The sequence below is a fragment of the Pseudoalteromonas sp. bablab_jr010 genome (assembly GCF_016464105.1).
Taxonomy (GTDB): Bacteria; Pseudomonadota; Gammaproteobacteria; order Enterobacterales; family Alteromonadaceae; genus Pseudoalteromonas; species Pseudoalteromonas simplex.
In genome coordinates, this window is record NZ_JACDWV010000179.1 from 1 (window position 1) to 20,765 (window position 20,765).

At 37.0% G+C, this 20,765-nt stretch carries 17 protein-coding genes; 13 read left to right on the top strand and 4 right to left on the bottom strand.

The genetic code is table 11. The features are described 5' to 3' along the window. Positions 1-109: 109 nt before the first annotated feature. Positions 110-868: a DGQHR domain-containing protein gene (locus JIG37_RS18280; RefSeq protein WP_199530035.1), complete on the bottom strand. Its 759-nt coding sequence runs from the start codon at positions 866-868 to the stop codon at positions 110-112. A gap of 14 nt (positions 869-882) precedes the next feature. Then, a complete protein-coding gene (locus JIG37_RS18285; protein WP_199530017.1) occupies positions 883-1,191 on the bottom strand; it encodes a hypothetical protein in 309 nt (102 codons plus the stop codon). A 391-nt stretch (positions 1,192-1,582) separates the two neighbouring features. On the opposite strand from JIG37_RS18285, the gene JIG37_RS18290 reads away from it, so the two are divergent. The 12 genes from JIG37_RS18290 to JIG37_RS18345 all read left to right on the top strand — a co-directional run bounded on the left by JIG37_RS18290 (position 1,583) and on the right by JIG37_RS18345 (position 17,633). Beyond that, positions 1,583-2,101: a hypothetical protein gene (locus JIG37_RS18290; protein ID WP_199530018.1), complete on the top strand. Its 519-nt coding sequence runs from the start codon at positions 1,583-1,585 to the stop codon at positions 2,099-2,101. A 101-nt stretch (positions 2,102-2,202) separates the two neighbouring features. Beyond that, on the top strand, positions 2,203-3,405 hold the full coding sequence (locus JIG37_RS18295) for a hypothetical protein (protein ID WP_199530019.1): 1,203 nt from the start codon (positions 2,203-2,205) through the stop codon (positions 3,403-3,405). Between the two features lie 48 nt (positions 3,406-3,453). Then, complete coding sequence (locus JIG37_RS18300) at positions 3,454-4,938, top strand: hypothetical protein (RefSeq protein WP_199530020.1); 1,485 nt, start codon at positions 3,454-3,456, stop codon at positions 4,936-4,938. Between the two features lie 70 nt (positions 4,939-5,008). After that, positions 5,009-5,281, top strand: a complete 273-nt coding sequence (locus JIG37_RS18305) for a hypothetical protein (protein ID WP_118845473.1) — start codon at positions 5,009-5,011, stop codon at positions 5,279-5,281. A gap of 17 nt (positions 5,282-5,298) precedes the next feature. After that, positions 5,299-5,550, top strand: coding sequence for a hypothetical protein (locus JIG37_RS18310; RefSeq protein ID WP_199530021.1), 252 nt, complete (start codon positions 5,299-5,301; stop codon positions 5,548-5,550). 185 nt (positions 5,551-5,735) lie between these two features. Next, positions 5,736-6,386: a PAS domain-containing protein gene (locus tag JIG37_RS22940; protein ID WP_199530022.1), complete on the top strand. Its 651-nt coding sequence runs from the start codon at positions 5,736-5,738 to the stop codon at positions 6,384-6,386. Further along, positions 6,335-7,033, top strand: coding sequence for a methyl-accepting chemotaxis protein (locus JIG37_RS22945; protein ID WP_328256213.1), 699 nt, complete (start codon positions 6,335-6,337; stop codon positions 7,031-7,033). The genes JIG37_RS22940 and JIG37_RS22945 overlap by 52 nt, the downstream gene beginning before the upstream one ends. A gap of 481 nt (positions 7,034-7,514) precedes the next feature. Beyond that, positions 7,515-9,626 carry an EAL domain-containing protein gene (locus tag JIG37_RS18325; protein WP_199530023.1) on the top strand — a complete coding sequence of 704 codons (2,112 nt, stop codon included), beginning with the start codon at positions 7,515-7,517 and terminating at the stop codon, positions 9,624-9,626. After that, positions 9,617-10,540 (top strand): diguanylate cyclase, encoded by a 924-nt coding sequence (locus JIG37_RS18330; protein WP_199530024.1) that lies wholly within the window; start codon positions 9,617-9,619, stop codon positions 10,538-10,540. The genes JIG37_RS18325 and JIG37_RS18330 overlap by 10 nt, the downstream gene beginning before the upstream one ends. A gap of 84 nt (positions 10,541-10,624) precedes the next feature. Continuing rightward, complete coding sequence (locus tag JIG37_RS18335; RefSeq protein ID WP_063529503.1) at positions 10,625-11,893, top strand: extracellular solute-binding protein; 1,269 nt, start codon at positions 10,625-10,627, stop codon at positions 11,891-11,893. A 12-nt stretch (positions 11,894-11,905) separates the two neighbouring features. Continuing rightward, on the top strand, positions 11,906-14,161 hold the full coding sequence (locus tag JIG37_RS18340) for an ATP-binding protein (RefSeq protein ID WP_199530025.1): 2,256 nt from the start codon (positions 11,906-11,908) through the stop codon (positions 14,159-14,161). A gap of 1 nt (position 14,162) precedes the next feature. Beyond that, positions 14,163-17,633 (top strand): ATP-binding protein, encoded by a 3,471-nt coding sequence (locus JIG37_RS18345; protein WP_199530026.1) that lies wholly within the window; start codon positions 14,163-14,165, stop codon positions 17,631-17,633. A 58-nt stretch (positions 17,634-17,691) separates the two neighbouring features. Here the strand turns inward: JIG37_RS18345 and JIG37_RS18350 are convergent, their stop codons facing one another. Both JIG37_RS18350 and JIG37_RS18355 read right to left on the bottom strand, forming a co-directional pair. Beyond that, the gene (locus tag JIG37_RS18350; RefSeq protein WP_036973959.1) at positions 17,692-18,783 is read right to left on the bottom strand and encodes a ParB family protein; all 1,092 of its coding nucleotides are present in this window, start codon (positions 18,781-18,783) and stop codon (positions 17,692-17,694) included. A gap of 2 nt (positions 18,784-18,785) precedes the next feature. After that, positions 18,786-19,997, bottom strand: coding sequence for an AAA family ATPase (locus JIG37_RS18355; RefSeq protein WP_036973958.1), 1,212 nt, complete (start codon positions 19,995-19,997; stop codon positions 18,786-18,788). Between the two features lie 221 nt (positions 19,998-20,218). Between JIG37_RS18355 and JIG37_RS18360 the strand changes: the two genes are divergently transcribed. Next, a complete protein-coding gene (locus tag JIG37_RS18360) occupies positions 20,219-20,677 on the top strand; it encodes a hypothetical protein (RefSeq protein WP_036973957.1) in 459 nt (152 codons plus the stop codon). The last annotated feature ends 88 nt before the right edge of the window (positions 20,678-20,765 follow it).

The window sequence follows — 20,765 nt, forward strand, 5'->3', positions numbered from 1 at the left end:
GGAGAAACAATCCGTTAAAACGAAAGTCTTCGAATTATCGAAGTTGGATTTTGGATCTGAGAAAAAAGAAGCAGCCTAGCCGTTAAGCTAGACTGTAGAAGCCCAGTGATCAGAGCGAAGCGATGTCGCTGGGTAGTTCACCTTTCATAGTCACGTTAGCCTCAAGCCAAAAAGAATCACTTTTATCTTCTATAGGTATGCCCTTTAGATTGATTCGTTCCCACGTTATCGAATTATCTAATAACATTTCATCCATTAATGAGCGACCTACATAACCCAGTGCATTCGCAAAAATAGCTCGTGTAAATATTGCCTTCTCATGGTCTTGAGTGCTCGTAATGTTCTCAATTGGTAATATTCTGAAAATGCAGGTTAAATAGCTTCGGCATAAGTTAAGGGCATCTTCGTATTGAGCTTCATCAGTTATTTGTTTTGATGCAGTGCTATTTGTTAAGTTTAAGAACTTTTGCATCATTGTAGTGAATTGTTGGAATGTCCAAATATGACCCGCTTTTATTTTTCCATGGAGAGCAATTTTGCTTTTTAGCTTATAGGAATCTACTTGTAGTTCTAAACAGTCATTCATTAAACGACTTAACACAGAGCTATTGTCAAAATGCTTACTGATAGAAGAGTTCGGCTTAGTTAACTTCACATGATAGTCTGCAAAAAGTTGTCGAATAATTTGTACGGCTTTTGGGGTAGATAGACTTTCTGTTTGCGTTACTATTAATTTGAAACTAATAGTATGTTCTTCAAATTCTGCATTGCTTTCATCAGATAATAACCAATCAATGAATGCTTGTCGGCCTTGTCCGTCTGCTATAAATCTATCTGCATTCTTTTCTAAGGTCGCTTCAATTATCAGCTTATTACCAACAGTTACTGAGTTTTTAAAGAGAGGGAGTTAGCAAAAAGCGTTATATTTGGGAATACAGTCCCTTGGGATGTAGTCCAGTACTGCTTTAATCCATTTACTCGCTTTGTATCTACGTCACGTTGCTTCTTATCTACTTCCCCAATTTCCTCAGAGCCTTTCTCTGCTTTAAAGTGATCCACCAGCTCTTTAAAAGTCATGACACCTTCGTAACATTGAACGCCTCGTTGCTCAATATCTTCTTTACTTTTAAAAAGCACTACATGAAGAGGCTTGTTACAGGGTGAAGTAATAGTCTCGTTTTGATTATTCATTTCGGTTCTCTTTATGTTTCGATTAAGACCATAGTAAGTCCGATTCCATAACGCGCACTTTTGAAATAATTAACCTCGAATAAGTGGCGAATTCACCCTGAATAATTTGAGTCAACTTCATGTAACTGTCTGACTAAGAATAGTTTTTTGTGTTTTTTAGGCTGGCGAATATTTTAGGTTTTCTATTGTTGATTAAGGTTAGCTTTATATTTTTTCGAGTTAATATTTTGGCGAATTCACCCTGAATAATTAAGTGTAAATATATTTTAGTTATTGTTCTGTATGACTTTTTTTAAAAAATAATCGTGGAGAATATTTAGTTATCATTTCAATCAAAGCGCGTTCTATATCCTATGTGACCATAGTTACAAAATTTAAGTTGGAGTGTGAAGTGAGTGTTTTCAAAGTTAATCCAATAGACATCATTGATAGCGTTGTTGTTGGAACAGTTAACCAAGTAAGTAGAGAGAAATTAGTTGCTCAAGCCTTTTCTTCATCTGTAGCTGATATAAGAGCTCTAATTGAAAATGAGCGAGCAATAATTACTTCTTTATGTTCTTTTGGGAAAGACTCGACAGCTACATTGCTAATTGTGATGGAGGCTTATCGCCAAGCTATTGCAGCAAAAACCATTGAACCAGAACGCCCATTGATCGTATCGACAGTTAATACAAAAGCAGAAGCGATACCTATGCAAATGTTTGTTAACTATGCCAGTAAGAGAATGCTTGAATATGCTAAGTCTGTAGGTATCAATATTCAGTTTAAATTAGTCCAACCTTCATTGAACAATGAATTCTTCATTAGGTACGTTGGTGGCCAGAAAATTCCAGCAACACCAACTCGCTCTGGTGATTGTTCAGTAATTTTAAGGTTAACCCAAACGAACACTTTGTTAACTCTCTTGTAGAGTCTATTAGGCACTCAAAGAAATATGGCAATTATGCCAGTTCACCAATTATTTCTTGCTTAGGTTCTAGGGAAAAAGAGTCTTCGCGTAGGTCAAAGAATATGGAGCGACACAATCTAAAAGGTAAGTCTGCAGAAGATTTAATGAACTCAATGACATCACAGTCTATTGGAAACTCAAAAGTCTACAATTATGCTCCAATTCGTGACTGGGAGACTGATGATGTATTTCTTTTGCTGAGCTTGGCTGGTTCAAAACCACTACAAAGATCTTGCTATGACATACTAGGTTTCTTATCAAACTTTGGTCTTTTAATCGAGATATACGGTAATGGTACAAGTGAGACTTGCGAAATTGCTACAGGTCAAAGTGGTGGGGCAGGTTGCAATGGCAAAGCACGCTACGGGTGTTCTATTTGTACTATCGTTTCAAAGCAAGATAAAACAGCTACTAACCTTGCAAAGTTGAAACGTTGGGAAGTTCTTGGTGTAGAAAATACATTAAGGCTAAGAGATTGGCTATTTAGAATTAGCTCTAACATGAGTGAGCGAGCTCTCCACGCTCGGGCGTTTGATCCTGTAGGGTACAATCGTGTTGCTTTGCAACCGAATACTTTAAAGCCCAAGCATTTAGATAAAATTGTAAGGTACGCCTGCCAGCTAACACAAGAAAGCATTTCTCATTCAGAGCGTTTCAAATCTTTAGTAGAGCAGGGTAGAGAAGCTGAGCATGAAGGTGTTCAGTGTATTCAAAACGATGCAACTCTACCCCCTAAAATAAAGAAAGCTTTTTTAGAAATGTATACAGAAGCCTTACTAAACCCTCAGAACCTTAATTACTACTTTAGTGAAGTACATGCCGTACTTTTATCTTTTCGGTGGTCTTTGGATGGTATCGGAGCAGCACCATTTAGGCCTTTAGCTATTTGGAAACAGATTGAGCAAGGAAAAGGGTGGATACCATACCCAAAATTGAATAGTGAGATGAGTGACGCTGATATCGGTAAAATTCAAGGTTATGAGGCTTTATCTGAAGCTGTGATGATGCCAGTGTTAAGAGATGAAGACGCCCATAAGCATGTATTTGATCACGTATCATTAATAGACCTTTGGACCCGCCCTTTAGATGCAAGTGATATTTTTGATGAAGATATGAATTGTAGTATCAAAAGAGGCTCAGACCATTCCGCTAATGTCACGGCTATTTATGACCTCAATATATCAGCGGGTAAATTAGATGGCGCTTTATCGACAGCGATGACAGTTGATGGTGTAGTTTCTTTACACAAACCAACAATCAAATAGGTCCTATTTGAAGGAAAGGTTGTCTCTGGGAAGCTTTTAGAGCTGATATTGAATACAGGGTTAGAGAATGAAGTTGATAGTTACTGTATTCAAAAGTTCGAAAGTCTCTTGGTGTCGGTACCAGACTTTGAGCTTAATTATGAAATGTTTAACAACCTTGTTGGTGAGAGAAAGTTGACTCGTAGCTTAAAGTACTTTGAGAAAACCAATTTAATTACCGGATACAGTGAAAGCGCTAGAAAAGTACCTGCAAAAATCAATTTTACTCAACGAGTATCTAAGGTTAACAGAAAAAAAATATCACGTGGCAATACAAGAATGGTGTTTTATCCATTAAGTGTAGATAGCCGGTATCATCAAGCACATAAGCAGGAAAAAGAGATGTTTAAGCTTTGCTTTAATACTCATACGCAAAAGCTGATATCAATGCATGATAAAGACTTCCTGAACAGTGATGAAGCGCGAGAAAACATCTTCATCTCACAAGAAACCGTTGCTTGCTGGAAAGAAGCTGGTGGACTTGATAGGGCGCTTGAGCTGCATAACGACTATATGCATAGATTAATTAAGTACCGCCATATTCGAAAGTCTAATAAATATGACGTTAGAAAGTACCCAGGCACGCAAGCTGCTGAGCTTTTGATTACAGAGGGTGGTGTTACTATTGAGCGAAAGTATCTATCTCAATTTCAATTTTTGCTAAAGCGTACTCAAGTAATGGATTCACTTTCTATGTTTAAGTACCAATCAATGCCAATTGACGTAGTCAAAGCCTCTGAAGGCGCTATAGCTATGAGCCAGCATAGAAGAGATAAAGCTGAGGTTCTTGACGTTATCCGTAAGTACAGAAACCAGCAAAGGGGAAATGTTAGATCAAACCTCCTAAGTTTTGACGTTAACATTGACGGAACTCTTAACGCTCTAGATGAAAGTGTAAGCATCGTAATCAATGAATCAATTCATAAGCAAAACCTACATCTTCTTAAAGCTGAGTTTAATACTCATTTAGTATCAATAAGTGATGGAAGTAATGCTGCAAAGCTTTGGCTTATGATGCATTTTGATGGAGTGAGCAAAATAGAAGACTTGTTTAGCAGAATTATGACCAGCAAGGACGTTAGTTTGGTCAATAACAATCCTAAATTAAAAGTTCAATTAACCACAAAAGCCATCAAACGATTAAAGAAAATCAATAAAAGGATTTTAGAGGTACAACAAGTTTGGCAGCCTGCTTTAGTAGCTTTAGCAGAATTCAATAACATGACCTTTAGAGACAAAGGGTCTGCTAAGTCCGAGTTCTCTCGTTTAGTTCATGGCGCTATTCGTTCTAATGTAGATAAATGGGTGTTAAATGAATGGAACCCGCAACTTGATACGCTCCTAAGCGCGTTTCAATCAGCTCAAAAGAATATTAATAGTACAACTACTTTGTTTAATGATGTAGTTACAACCATCAACAAGGTCAGTGATACCGGGGCACATAAGGTGGTAGCAAAAATGACTTTTGCCCAAAGGCTGGCATTGTTAAGTTAATTTTTCAAAATGAGCGCAAAATTCATCTGTTGATATTGTCGAAAAATCTTCAATTATAAAAGGTTTGAAAATGGCATCGACAGAAAAAGCAGCTGAATTAATGTTAGAGACAGGGGAGTTTTATACGGCCCAATCCCTCGGAAAAGCACTTTCTATTTCAGCAAATAAAGCGAGCGCACTCCTATATAACATCCGTACAACCAATAAATATAAGACGGTTGATACTGGTGTCCCTAATCGTACCGTAAAGGTGGTATCTATCTATGGTCGAAAATCCAGTATGAGAAGCTTGCAAAACCAGGCTTTGCTGTTTGCTAGACCACCTATGCTTGCAAATAAATGAACTGTTTGGAGGACCTTATGTTATCAGTTAATGACGCAGCTGAATTAATGCTCGAAAATGGTGGATACTTCACAGCAAAAAAACTTGCTAAGCACTTTGATGTAAGTACCCGTAGAGCTTCAAGTTGGTTGGGGGTTATCAAGAGTGATGTTAAATATCGTACAGCAAATTGGGGGGAGTCAACTAAGTTGGTAGGAATTGGTTATCGAACCGTTTCTTTGTCAGAGTTACAGAAAAAAGCATTAATGTTTAAAAGGCCAAGAATTTAACTTAACTAGTAATAATTTCTCAAAGATTAAGCAATGTTCTTTTGTTATGATAACTCTGCATTTTCACACATAGTATCTTTAGATTGGTAAAATTATAATATTTTGACTAATTTAGTTATAGTTTTATCTAATTATTGATTTTTATTACACAAACTTTGAGTTGACTCTTAAGGGAAACACCCCAGATGTGGTTTACAAATAAAAAGTTGTTATCTGAAATTGCTTATCTTAAAGAGCAAACTGCCGAGTATGAAAATATTAAGCAGGAACTGAAAGAAGAGATGTTGTATTTTTTATTAAGTAAAAGTGGGCATATCTTAGAAGCAAATCATCGTTTTGCTGCGGCAATCGAAATTGAAGTTGAGGATCTAAAAGGGGCAAGCATTGAAAGTTTGATCTTAAAAAAGTCATTAAATAAACCTCATACACAAAAATTCTTGTCAGCACTTAAGAAAACTAACCATTGGCATGGTGCTTTACAGTTAAAAACGAAAACTAATAGAGAGTTGTGGCTTAGAAGCATTGTTCAACCTGTAAATGAAGATATAGCTATTTTCTCATCTGAGCTCACTCGCACTATCTCTCATTCGAGAGAGAAAGAAGATATGCTTGCTGCTCTTAGTCGTTCATCTGCTGTAATCGAGTTTACTCTAGATGGAATAATTCTGAGTGCTAACGATAATTTTTTAAATGCAATGGGGTACTCTAAAAGCCAAATACTAGGTAAGCACCATAGTATCTTTTGCGATCCAGAAGAGGCAAATTCAAATTCTTACAAAGAGTTTTGGTCAGAGTTAAAGGGGGGCGCTTTATCTCTGACCGCTTTAAAAGAATAGATAGTTATGGCAATGAAGTATGGCTTGAAGCTTCTTATAACCCTATTCATGATGAAAATGGAGATTTATATAAAGTTGCTAAGTTCGCGACTGTCATTACAGAACAAATGAGAAGAGAGCAAGCTATTTCAGAAACAGCTGGCATTGCTTACGATATCTCAAAACAAACTGACTCTGATGCAGAAAGTGGTTTAGGTGTTGTAAAGCAAACTATCTCAACTATGAATGCGCTTTCTAAGAAACTTGAAACTGCGAGCGAAGGCATTAATAAACTTGATGTACAATCAGCAAAAGTGTCTCAGTTGGTTGAAAGTATTAAAGGAATAGCAGATCAAACAAACTTATTAGCACTTAATGCTGCAATAGAGGCTGCAAGAGCGGGTGAGCAAGGACGTGGTTTTTCAGTTGTCGCAGACGAAGTAAGACAATTAGCATCAAGAACGAGCTTAGCTACAGAGCAGATAATTAGTGTGGTTGCAGAAAACAAAGTACTCACTCAGGACGCTGTAACCCAAATTGAAGCTAGTTTAGTTGAAGCCAAAGATGCTTTGGATTTATCTAATAGTGCAGGTAATGTAATCGATGACATTCAAAAAGGCGCAAAAGAAGTCGTTGAGGCTGTAGGTCAATTTAAAACAAACCTTTAATTTAGCTATCACAACTTGAGAGAGACTGAACAATGTGACTAAATCAAGTCAGTCTCTCAGTTATAAATTTTTCTATCGAGTATTGCAAAGCAAGCAACAATGCTTACATCCATCAACATTTGAATATTTGGTTTTTGCTTTCTCTAATGCATCTTTGCAACTATGAAAGAAACCTAAATCAGTGCGGTCTTTTATCAAGTTGAAGTACGGGCATGACTCTGTATGTACTTAATGTTCACCTGTGTTTTGGGCGTTATCGTTAATGTAATAATGTTTCAAAATACCTTCCTAAATTATCCATTTTGTTTTATTACATAGTTAATAGTATTACTTACACATTAATTAAAAACTAGCTAATAATTACAAAGAACCAGTTTAATATACAAAAAAATAATATTTTAAGACTAATAAAAAAGTGTGTCGCAAATTTACTGTTTTAGCGTTATTGTTAGTAGGTACAAAGTATTGAGGGGAACCCTAAATGGACAATTGCAGTGTTCTAATCATTGATGATGAAGAAATTAATACCTTACAGCTGGAGCATGCTTTAGAAGGAATTGGAGATATTTCAACTTCTAACAACAGCTCTGAAGCAATACTGCTGATTGAAAAAATTAGACCAGACATTTTGATTCTTGATTTAGAAATGCCTAAAGTCAGTGGTTTTGACATTTTAGAAGTGATACAGCAAAAGCCTACTTTGGCACAAACTAGAACTGTTGTCATTACGTCTCACAGCGATCCTGCGATTGAAGAAAAAGCCTTATCTTTAGGCGCGATAGACTTTATTTCTAAACCGCTAAACCTCAGACTCTGTCGAATACGTATTGAAAATCATATAAAAATCAGAACGCAAGAAAAGGTATTACAGCTAACACAAGAAGAACTATTTGCTGAAAAAGAGCAGTTGAGAATTACGATAGATTCGATTGCAGATGCAGTTATTTCTACTGATAAAAACGCAAATATTGTGTATATAAACCCTGTAGCGCAAAGACTTACAGGGTGGTCACAAACAGCGGCGAAAGGTCGCCATATTGAAGAGGTGATGAAGTTAGTCGATGCTACGACCAAAGCCTCATCAATTAACCCATTAGTCGTTGCATTAAATGAAAATAGACCAGTTGCTATGGCATTAAATACGCAATTGGTTAGTAAGCAAGGAATTGAACATCGAGTTGAAGACAGCGCAGCTCCAATTCTTGATAGCAATCGTAACCAATGCGGCGCTGTTATGGTATTTCAAGATGTGAGCGAAGCCTTAGCTATGTCGATGCAGATGACATATCTATCTCATCATGACCAATTAACATCATTACCAAATCGAGTATTACTTCACGATAGACTCACGCAGGGTATTGCTAGGGCTGCTTTTAATGACACTAAGTTAAGCTTGATGTTACTTGATCTAGATAAGTTTAAGTTTATTAATGATGCCTTAGGTCATCATATCGGTGATGAGATTATTGCACATATTGGTCACAGCTTGGACCGATTCGCATGTAACGATATTACAGTCGCTCGTGTTGGGGGAGATGAATTTGCACTCGTTGTTCCTCACTCGGCTAATTCTTTAAGTTTAGAGCCACTGGTTAATCAAGTTCTTAATGTTATTGGTAAGCCTTTCAGGTCAGGTGGTGAACAGCATGTTCTTTCAGCAAGTTTAGGCATAAGTGTGTACCCTGATGATGCATCAAGTGTAGAAGAAATGCTTCGCCATGCAGACTCCGCAATGTACAAAGCAAAAAACGAATCTGCTAATAGTTACTTCTATTTTAGTGATGATTTACGGGTTGAAATGAATAGGCGTCTTGAGGTCGGAAATAAACTTAGAAAGGCATTAGATGAAAATGATCTCGACGTTCATTATCAACCTAAATATGATTTAAACACTGACACACTGATTGGTGTAGAAAGCTTAGTTCGTTTAAAAGATGGACAAGGTGGCTTTATTTCTCCTGTTCACTTTATTGAATATGCAGAAGAAACGGGGCTTATTTTTCGCTTAGGAGAACAAGTTCTTGAAAAGAGTTGTATTGCAGCGAAAACTTGGCTTGATAAAGGTCTGCCTATTAAAGTAGCAGTAAATATATCTGCTAAACAATTCACAGATACTAAACTTGTAGATACTGTTGCCGAAATTCTTGAAAGAACCCAATTACCAAGTCGTTATTTAGAGTTAGAAGTGACAGAGTCGGCCTTAATTGAAAACTTTGATTATACTGTAAGTCAATTAAAACTTATCTCTGGTATGGGGGTCAGTATTGCTCTTGACGACTTTGGAACTGGATATTCCAGTCTTTCATACTTAAGATTGTTCCCAATAGATATACTAAAAATAGATCAGTCTTTTGTTCGTGATATGCTTGATGATGCTCAAGCATTTAATATTGTTACTACTATAATTGAACTAGCTCACTCTTTAAAACTCCAAATTGTGGCTGAAGGGATTGAAACTTTAGAGCAAAAAGATCGACTGCAAGAGCTTGGTTGTCAAATTGGTCAAGGTTATTTACTAAGTAAACCATTGAGATTCGACAACGCTGATAAACTAATTCAAACCAGTAAAGCTGAAGGAATATTATGCCCTTAAGTTTAAAACCATTATCACAATGTAAAGTATTCATTGTTGATGATAATGAGATGGTAAGGCTAAGTTTAGGTGTTATTTTAGAAGAGCATTTTGCTGTTGATGCATACTCTTCTGGTCAGGCTGTTTTAGAAGCCTGTGAGGATTTACTTCCTGATTTGATTTTACTAGATATTAATTTACCGGATATAAGTGGTCTGGATATTTGTAGGCGACTTAAGGCTAAAGCTACATTCGAAAATATCCCAATAATTTTCATCACTTCGACTTACGACACGGAATACCAAAATGCATGCTGGGAAGCTGGTGCTTCTGATTTTATTGGTAAACCTATTACTGCATCGACATTGATACACCGCACGAAAAATCATTTAGAGAATAAGCTTCGATTAGAAAAACTATTACAGCTTACTTATAAAGATTCGTTGACAGGCTTATTTAACCGTCACTATTTGGATTTAGAAGTTGCAAACGTTTTTAAACAGACTTCAAGAGAGAGGAAACCGTTCAGCTTGCTAATGCTGGATATCGACTACTTTAAATTATACAACGATCAATACGGGCATCCGCAAGGAGATGCTTGCCTAAAAATAATTGCTGATGTTATTGAGCGATCTATTCAAAGACCTCAAGATATAGCAATACGATATGGTGGCGAGGAGTTTCTTGTCATACTGCCATTCACTGACTTCGACGGCGTTAAATTCATATGTGATCGTATTTCAGCAGAGCTTGAGGCAATTAATATCCCACATTTTAAGTCTTTATGGGGCCGCGCTACTGTTAGTATCGGTGGGGTTATCTATGAGCACCAAAATAATGTGAGCTTAGGCGAGTTGATTAGTTGCGCAGATAAAGCGCTTTATACGGCTAAGTCTGATGGGCGAAATTGCTTTAGGCTAAGCTTTTGTGATTGATTTTGGATTTTTCTTACTACTTTTTGTAGAAACCTCAGGAACATAGTCTATACTTTTGAGACTGTTAACTTACCAAGATATACAATGGAACATTCTCAAAAGCGTCGAGATTTTCTAAAAACACTCGGTGTTGGTGCTGTGGCATCATCACTTGCGTTTAAAGCCCCCTATGTTTTTGCAAAGAACAAAGTAACCCTTCGTGTAATGGGAACACATGTTACGTTGCAAGAAGAGCTTAGACAGAGAGCAATGCGCGAGCTAGGTATAAACATCGAGTTTACGCCTATGGGGAGTGCCGCCGTTTTACAAAAAGCAGCAGCAGACCCTAGTTCTTTTGATTTGTTTGAGCAATGGTCTGACTCTATTAATATTTTGTGGCAAGCAGATGCAATTCAGCCAATCGAGGTTGATAGACTCGTTTATTGGGATGAAATAAACCCACTTACCAAGACTGGCAAAATTGTACCGGATGCAAAGTTAGGCGCAGGCGATTCACCAAACAAGCTGCTTTATGCACAGGCAGATGGTTCGTTAGGAGCAACACCATCCAAATTAATTAGCTTCATGCCATTTGTACATAATGTCGATTCATTTGGCTATAACACGAATGTTATTGAAAAAGGTATCCCTTACGAAACAGAATCTTGGGCATGGCTATTAGATGAAAAGAATAAAGGGAAAGTAGCCTTAGTTAATGCACCAACAATAGGTATTTTTGACGCTGCTCTAGCTGCTCAAGCTAAAGGATTAATGAAATTTAATGATTTCGGCAATATGACTATTGCCGAGATTGACCAATTATTTGCCATTTTATTTGAAAAGAAACGGCAAGGTCATTTTTCAGGTTTTTGGACTTCGGTTCCGCAATCTGTTGATTTTATGAAAATGAACCGAGTGACCATTCAAAGTATGTTCTCACCAGGGGTCAGTGCGCTAAATGGGCTAGGCATTCCAGTAACTTATGCATCGCCAAAAGAAGGGTACAGAGCATGGCATGGAGTTATGTGTTTATCAAAAAATACGCATGGGCATGTTAAGGATGCTGCGTATGAGTATATGAACTGGTGGTTATCCGGCTACCCAGGCGCATTTATAGCAAGGCAAGGATATTACATTTCTAACCCTAGCCGAAGCCAACCGCTTATGTCGAAACCTGAGTGGAACTATTGGTATGAAGGACAAGAAGCATCAACTGACTTGAAGGGAACGGATGGTAAAGTATCTGTTAAAGCTGGCGAAGTAAGGGATGGTGGCAGCTATATTAAACGCTTTTCAAACATCGCTGTTTGGAATACCGTGATGCCAAATTATGACTACAGTTTAGATAAGTGGTATGAACTACTTAATGCATAAGGAAGTAATTTGTTGAGCTTTTTTTCAAAATCTCTTGCTGCCAAAATGTCACTAGCGATGGTACTTGTCTTAATCGCCATGAGTGTTAGTTATTTGATTATGAATCAAAGGCTGAAAACCATCGAAGACTCTTTCAATGATATCGCTAGCATTAGTAATTATTCGGTAGATATTTTAAAAATCAATAAAGATATTGTTGAGATGCAAAGGGATATCTCAGTTTACGGAGCATCAGGTAGTGCCCCCGTTTTTAAAAAAATAATGGTAAATTTTGAAAGTATTGAAAGTCGATTAGCTGAAATTACTTTAAAAAATACTGTAGGAAGAACGAAAGCTCACATAAATGGAATGACGCAGCTAGTAAGTCGTTATGGCGCTAATTTAAAAGTACTGACACTTCGTTTTACACAACGGAATGACTTAATTGAAAAAGAATTACCCCAAGTTTATTTGAATGCAGTTTCACTTCTTGAAAATTTAAAAGCTAAGGCTACTGATACAAATGAGAAGTTGTTTGTTACAGAGTATCTTAACCTATGGCACATGCTGCATCGTGATGCTTATCAATTCTTAACAAAAAAAGATTATGCCAAAAGAGCTGAAGTTGAAAAAATACTGAACACGCTATCTAAAAATGTTGCAGATAAACCTAAATTTAAAAATATGATCGCTTTGTCTAATAGCTATCGAAAAACTTTTTCAAAAAGTGTTCAGGCTAATCGAAACTATTTAAGCTTAGTAAATGTAGTAATGGCTGGAGATGCAATTGAATTTAGTACGCTTGCAAATAGTTTAAGGGAAGATTCGTTAACTCAACTAAAACAAATAAAACTGGATGCTCAAAAAACGGTTTCAATGACAGAAAGCATTTTAAATGTACTTGCTTTGGTGGTTGTTATTTACATTGTCGCTCTATCAGCATTCTTTCACTTGCAAATTACACGTGCGATTAAACGCTTAACAAATAGCTTTACACATTTCTTAAACGGAGATTTGGAAGCTCCGATTTATGATTTAAAACGAAAAGACGAAATTGGTATTTTAGCCAAGGCAGCTAATAAGTTTAGAGAGCTAAGTAAAGACCTATCTGAAGCGAAGCAAAGTGCTGAACATACAACAAAAGTTAAGTCAGAGTTTTTAGCAAACATGAGCCATGAAATTAGAACACCGATGAATGGTATTTTAGGCATGGCTCGCCAGCTAAGCCGCACGACACTCACACAAGAACAAAGCAAAATGCTACACCTCATACAGTCTTCAGGTGCTAGCTTATTAGTGATTATTAACGACATTCTTGATTTGAGTAAAATTGAGGCTTCAAAAATTGAACTTGAGTCTGAACCAGTAGATTTAAGCTATCTTTTAGAGGAGCTAAAACACCTATTTCAGGAGCAAGCAGATAGTAAGAATATTCAGCTTTATATCTCTACAACTCCGGAAGTTGAAAAATTGGCCTTTTTGGCAGATGAAACGCGCTTAAAGCAGGTATTGATAAATTTACTGGGTAACGCTGTTAAGTTCACAGAGAGAGGAAGCGTTTCGTTAACTGTAAACATACAAGAGATTGGGCTTGATGAAGTAAAGCTTACGTTTAATGTATCAGACACAGGGATCGGGATTGCAAGTGAACACTTGAATACACTATTTGAAGCATTTTCTCAGGCAGATACGTCTATTACAAGGCGTTTTGGTGGTACAGGGTTGGGCCTCACTATATCAAACAAATTATTAGATTTGATGGAAGCACCTCTACAAGTCGAAAGTACACTAGGAGAAGGATCTCATTTTTATTTTTCTCTGTTAGCAAAGCGCACACTATCTTCAATGGACTTAGATCATAAAGATGCTTCATTAACTACACCTAAAGAAGATATAGATTTATCGAATATTAATGCGCTTGTTGTTGAAGATAATGACATTAATCAGATAGTGATTGAAGCGATGCTCAATGAATTTAATATTACCTCTATAAATATGGCAAACAATGGTCAGGAAGCTGTTGAACAATGTGAACTAGGTGTATTTGATATTATCTTTATGGATATGCAAATGCCAGTATTAGATGGTCCGCAAGCCACTGTAAAAATTAGAGAGTTTTCTGCTTTCAAACATACACCAATTATTGCTTTAACTGCTAATGTATTAAGTGCAGATAAGCAGCGCTGTTTTGATGCCGGAATGGATGATTATATCGCAAAGCCACTCGAGTATGACGCTTTGAGGTCTATCTTGCTAAAGTGGTGTAGAACAAATATTAAGCGGACATAGTATGGATATTTATAATAAAGGTGGTGCAAGTTTAGTTGGTTCGAAGGTATTTTTAACAATAGTTTCCTTTGTGTTTTTTATTTTTGCCTTATTTGCAGTTTATTTTTTTGAAGGACACGTTAAAAGTGATGTTTTAGGGTCAATTGATCAAGAGTTTACTGAGACACAAGAGCGCTTAAAAGAAATAGTAACTAGTTCAATTGCTGAGTCAAAATCAGATCTCCGCTTTTTATACTCAACTCCCCCTATATCGGGATTACCAAGAGCTGAATTTAATGATGGAATTGATCCATACGATGGTACTACATACAACCAGTGGAAAGAGCATCTAGAAACCATATTTATTGGTTTTATGGAAAATAACCTTGCAGTTGAGCAACTTCGTGTTATTGCTGTTACTGCCGAGGGTAGAGAGTTAATACGCGTGCAAAGAGTAGGCGCATCTGTAGAGGCTGTGCCTGACTACTCATTGCAGGCTAAAAGTGGTGAGCCATATTTTTTACCAAGCTCTCAACTTGAAACGAATCAAATTTACATGTCACCACTCACTTTAAATAAAGAATTTGGTGAAGTGGTTTTTCCTTACCAGCCAATGTTACGTTTTTCTATTCCCATCTTTAGTGATAAAGGAAAGCGGTATGCATTTTTAATTATGAATGTAAATGCTAATGCACTCATTGATAATCTTAAACGAACCGTTTTTAACTACTCTGATTTAATTATTAGTAGCTCTGAAGGTGACTTTATTTACCATCCTGTAGAAGACTATCAATTTTCACGAGATTTAAACCCAGACCTAACGTGGGAAAAAGTTTATAGTCAGAAAGTTCAATATCAAGGGCTCTACACGGTAACATCAAAACTTAACCCTAACTTGCAGTTTTATGTACATTCTACAAAAGTGAAAACAAGACCTAGGAATAAATATGGATATATTAACTTTAATCTTTTAGTACCTGAAAAATACGTAGAAATGTTAGTTAATGAGAAACGTGAAATCACTTATGGCTTCCTAGCGGCTATTGGTGTTTTCACTTCCATATTACTTATAATGTTTTATAGAAATGCGACAAGAAGTCAGTTATTAGCAGAAGCCCGCAGAGAAGCGTCTGCGATAGTTGATGGGTCTATCGATGCAATTGTTGGGTTAAATTTAGAGGGGGAGTTAACAAGTATAAATAATACAGCGGAGCGTTTGTTATCAATTTCTAAAGTGACAGCATTAGGGAAACCAGCAATAGACATTGAGTTTCTCTCAAAATTACCCACCCAGACCTACATTAATGATATACAAAGCTCAAAATCACAAATTAAAGATGAATTCTCCGAACAATTTGGCGAAACAACGTTTCATTTTGCGATATCTGTTAGTCCCGTATTTTCTGAACAAAGTACTTTAATTGGACTTGCTTTAATTATTAGAGATATAACAAAAGAAAAAGAAGCTGAAATAAAAGTAAAACGATTAAATACAGAGCTAGAAGCGAAAGTTAGAAAGCGTACTCAAGCGCTTGCTGAGGCCAAAGATGATGCTATTAAGCATAGCGATATAAAAAGTGCTTTCATATCGAATATAAGCCATGAGCTTCGTACTCCGCTTAATGGAGTCATTGGTACTTTAAATATTTTAAAACGAGAAGAGTTGTCTGATAAATCACGAAACCTTGTTGAAATGATGGATCTAAGTGCATCAAATTTAAATCTATTAATTAATGACATACTTGATTTATCTAAGATTGAAGCAGGTAAACTGGATCTAAATCTTAAAACAATCAATCTACAACTACTAATTGAAAGACTAGTTGAATCAAGTGCTATTCGAGCCTTTGATAAAGGGTTAAATGTATATTTAGATACCAGTGACTTAAACTGTGAGAATATTAAAACAGATCCGCTCAGACTCAGCCAAATTTTAAATAACTTAATCAGTAACGCGATAAAATTTACTGACACAGGCTATATAAAAGTCACTGTTAGTTCTGAGCGCATATCGGAAAAGTTATATGATTTAAAAGTGAAGGTCCAAGATACGGGAATAGGGATCGCGCCTAGTACGCAAGGACAATTATTTGATGCGTTTCAGCAGGCAAGTACGGCAATATCAGAAAAGTTTGGGGGAAGCGGACTTGGCTTGTCTATTTGTAAACAATTATGTCAATTAATGGATGGAGACATTTCTGTCAGTTCAACTTTAAATCAGGGCAGTACTTTCACCTTCAATATTAAAGTTCGTTGCAATGGAGAGAACTTTCAAGTTACTGAAAAATGCTACGAGAATAAAGCTATTTTGGTGGCGAGCAGTAATCAGAATATTTGGGAAGTCTTGGATAAGACAATTAGTTTGCTAGGTGGTATTGTCAACACATGCTCTATGGCGGAGCTTGGCGCACATAAAAGCAAAGTTTTTGATTACGTGTTCTTAGACTATGAAGATGATACAACGAATAACATAGGTTCAATCATTGAAGTTTTAAGCGATTATAACCAAAGTGCTCAGTTTATAACACTTCATCAACCAGGAAATCCACTCCCTAAAGGTATTGCATCAAAAGTATCTCAAATCACCAAACCTATAACCCAAACAGAGCTGGTGCAAGTAGCTGGCTACGAAGTGCCAAAAAGTGAGCCATTATATCTACTTTCTGAAACCAGTACCTTTGAAGTTACAGATGATGTCACTGAGCAATTAAAAGAGTGTACAGTATTGATTGTCGACGATAACGAAATCAACATTGAAGTTGCTAAAGGCGCTTTAGATGAGCTGCCTATAAATATTTTAACAGCAAGTAATGGACAAGATGCAATTGAACTTTTAAATCACTTCAACACAAGTGAGAAGCAAATAAACTGCATACTGATGGACTGCCAAATGCCAATTTTAGATGGTTATCAAGTATGTGAAAAAATACGCACAGGAAAAGCAGGAGAGTCGTTTATTGATATTCCTATCATTGCAATGACCGCAAGCGCGATGGCTGGTGAAAAGGAAAAATGCTTAGCTGTGGGGATGAGTGATTATGTGAGTAAGCCAATTGAGGCAGTTAAAGTATTAGAAAAGGTCGTCAAATGGTCGTTATCAAGCTACGAGGGGCAATCTAAAGCAATTCCTCTTGCCGGAAATGAACTCAAAGAAGAAAAGCTCTGGGACCGCGAACAAGCCCTTGCACGATTATTAAATAAAGAAGTCTTACTAAACAAAATTTGTGAAGTGTTTGTTGTAAAAGTACCTATTAAGGTGCAGGAACTAATAGAGCAACACAAAAAAGGGAATAGTGAAGAAGTCCGTCAAATAGCGCATGCGTTAAAAGGGATGTGTGGTGAAATAAGCGCTAACAAATTAAGAGAGTTATTCTCTGATATTGAGGTGATAGCTGAGAAAGGTAATTTGGATATAGGCGCTCAACTAGTCACGATCGAACAAATGATACCTAGGTTAGTAGAGGATATCGCAAGGCAGCTGGGTAAATTATGAACAAGGATGAATTGCTGCTATACAGGTGAGTTTACAAACTCACCTGTACATGAATTTTCTATTGTAAACTTTCATTAAGTATGTTTGAAATTGCCTCATCTAACTTATCTTGAATATCCTTCGGAACTCGACCAAATTCATAAGAAAAGTTTCTTCCTTTCACTTTTTTGCGAGCAAACTGATCTTTATTGTCAAACTTGAATAATGTCGTCACAACTGGTTTATCTGTAGCTGGCTTGAAGGACTTAGACTCATCAGCTATTAGTTTGCTGAGTTTGTCTTTAAGGTCTTCTTTGATAAAGCCACCGCTAACTTTTAGCTCATTAACTTTACTTTTTAGCTCTTCAGTGAAATCACTTAGTTGATCACCTAATAAAGCCTGTGTTGCCAATAGCGCTTTATAGTCACTGTGGTTGAGCAATGAAATATCTGGAAAAACAGAAATTAAATCACTATCGATTGTTGCTGCTTGTAGTGCTTTACTTACCTTTGATTGACTTAAGCCATGACGTTCCGCTAACTCAGCCTGGTTCAACTTTTTGCCATGTTCAGCTAAGTACGCCTCTTTGTCTCGCTCTAGGCGTAATCCAATTTCACGTAAGCTGTGCTCTTTAACTGACTGTAGTGATGTAGCGAGAGCCTTTGCATCGCTTAGACTGATTTCGTCATCAGTAACTAGCATTGAGAAAGTTTCTATAGCACCGTTTTTCTCAAGTACATAGGCGCGACGGCGTGAACCATCAAGAACGTCAATCTTGTTATCTGACAGACGTCGACCAATTGCTGGGTAGAACTGTTGATTATCTAATGTTGATAAGTCTTGAAGCGACTCTTCTGTTAATAGTGATTGCTCGCGCCCGTTGATTTCAAAAGTGACGACTGTATTTGATTTAAGCTGCTCATATGACAACGTAACCGGTGTGAATGTGGCTTCTTGGCCTGACTTTAATGTCCAGACTTTACTTTGACCTACGCTGACTACTCCCAGATGCTTAGAGAGCACTTCATCAAGTGGTGTTTCACTCTTTTCAGCTTCAATTCTCAAGCGCTTGGCCAAACTCTCAAGTTGGTTCTTATTGCTATCTGCAATAGCTTCTTCTGAGCCTGCTGTGTTGCCGAGTGGAGAGACTATACCTCTTTTTTTAGCCATTTTTATTGCTCCTTCTCTTGTTCGCGCCACACTTTTTGAATATCGCGGTGTAGTTGGCTGGTAACTTCATATCCATTTTGTTGTGCATTCTGGAAAGTCATCTTGGTTTTAGGGTATTCACTTTTAGACATATCAAATACGGTTGATAGTAATGATGAAGCTTGTCTCACAGCTTCACTATTGTTGAACTCTGTTGAGTAAAGGTAAGTTGAAAAACTATCATAAAGGTTGTTCTGTAAATCAGTAGTGGTTGAACTCTCTTTATGATTTGTAAGCAGTATTTTCATAAAGTCATAACCCGGGTGTTTTGCATTTTTTAGTAGCGTCCATACTTGCGGGATATAACTAAAATATGAGCACGTAGCATCAATATCATTTTCGGTAACAGATAATGGGAAAATAACACTCGTACCAGCGTAGTAAGCGTTGTATGTCGCGTAGCCTAATGATGGAGGCGTATCTATGATAATGATATCGAATTCATCTTTAACTTGTTCAATGATGTCGTGCAGTATTGAGTAAGGAGAGCTTAGTTGCTGGTTGAATACTGCTTCATGAAACCAGCCCTCAATTGCTCGATCTGATTGTGAAGCTGGTAAAATACGCAAGTTAGGAATAGTGGTCGGCAAGAACGCTTCACTGATAGCTTCTTTTAGCGTTTCGTTTTCATCAAGCTCATAGTTCCCCATGATTAAGTCACCAACAGATAAGCAGCCTTCTTGTGCTGATTCAGGGGCATAATACATTGATAAAGTGCCTTGGCCATCCATATCAATTAAGCCAACACGATAGTTTTGATGAAACTCAGTTGCCAAACCAGATGCAGCTGTCGCTGCAGTAACAGTCTTACCAACACCGCCTTTTTGATTTTGAACAACTATAACTTGTAGGTCTTGGCTTTCACTGCGAACAAATGGTAATTGTTTTTTAAGTTCATCCGGAAGTGAATCTCGTACTTTGTAGACCTCTTCGATATCCAATAACCACTGACTCTCTTCATGTCTTCTTGGGTTAATTTTTAGAGCTTTGCAGTACTTATCTAACGTTCTTGCATCAATATCTAAGTACGCCACTGCTTCAGCTTTAGTAAACACTCTAAGCTCTTTGCGGTGGTTATTTAGAAGGCGTCTATTACGGCGTTGGATGTACAGTTCTGAACCTTCTTTTAGCTCGTCAAACGAGATATCGGTAGCTTCTACTTTAGAGATAGTCATTGTGAACCTTACTGAATGTGTTTTTTATAGTGTATGCTTTAATTTTTAGATGGTAAAGCAAAAATTAAAGCATGAGCTAATTTTTAATGCTTAAAATAATATCTCAAATTCTTCTTAAAAAAGCCTGTTTTTCTTATAAATTTTGATTTTTTCACGCTGTTAAGCGCGATTTACTGGATAGCATAGGATGGTCGTCAGTTATTAATTATCTGGTGTTTTCTATGGATAGTCAGCAATACTCAATGGCCGAGCGATGGCTTAATTTATTTGAGCTGTGTTTGGGTTTGATGTTTTTTAGTGCAGGAGCTTTCTATGCTTATCTGTTTTGTATGACAGGTAAAACTGATTTCATACTGCTATTTGTGACGTTCATAGGCTTTGTGGCTGGTATAGCAATGATAGGGAGAGCCATCGTTTGCATGTCTGCTTGGCACTCACATCACAATCAAAGGAGTCGTAATCGAATGTTTACTTTAAAACGAATTGGGCATGATGACGTCAAATTAAGTGATGTTAAGACGCTTGAAGATACAGTTAAAAAACTAGTTTCGTCATATGCGTCTATCCGTATTACCAAGAAGAGTGGGTTGAATAATGTTATCTTCGTTACCGTTGAAAATGGGGTTGTAAAGGATACATATACGGGAGAATTGATAGACTTTGAAGAATTGGGCAGTTAACACCATGAAAGTGTTTATATACAGGCTAATTCAAAACCCTAACTTCTTAGCTATGATTTTATTAGCTTTCCTCTTACTCACCGCGATT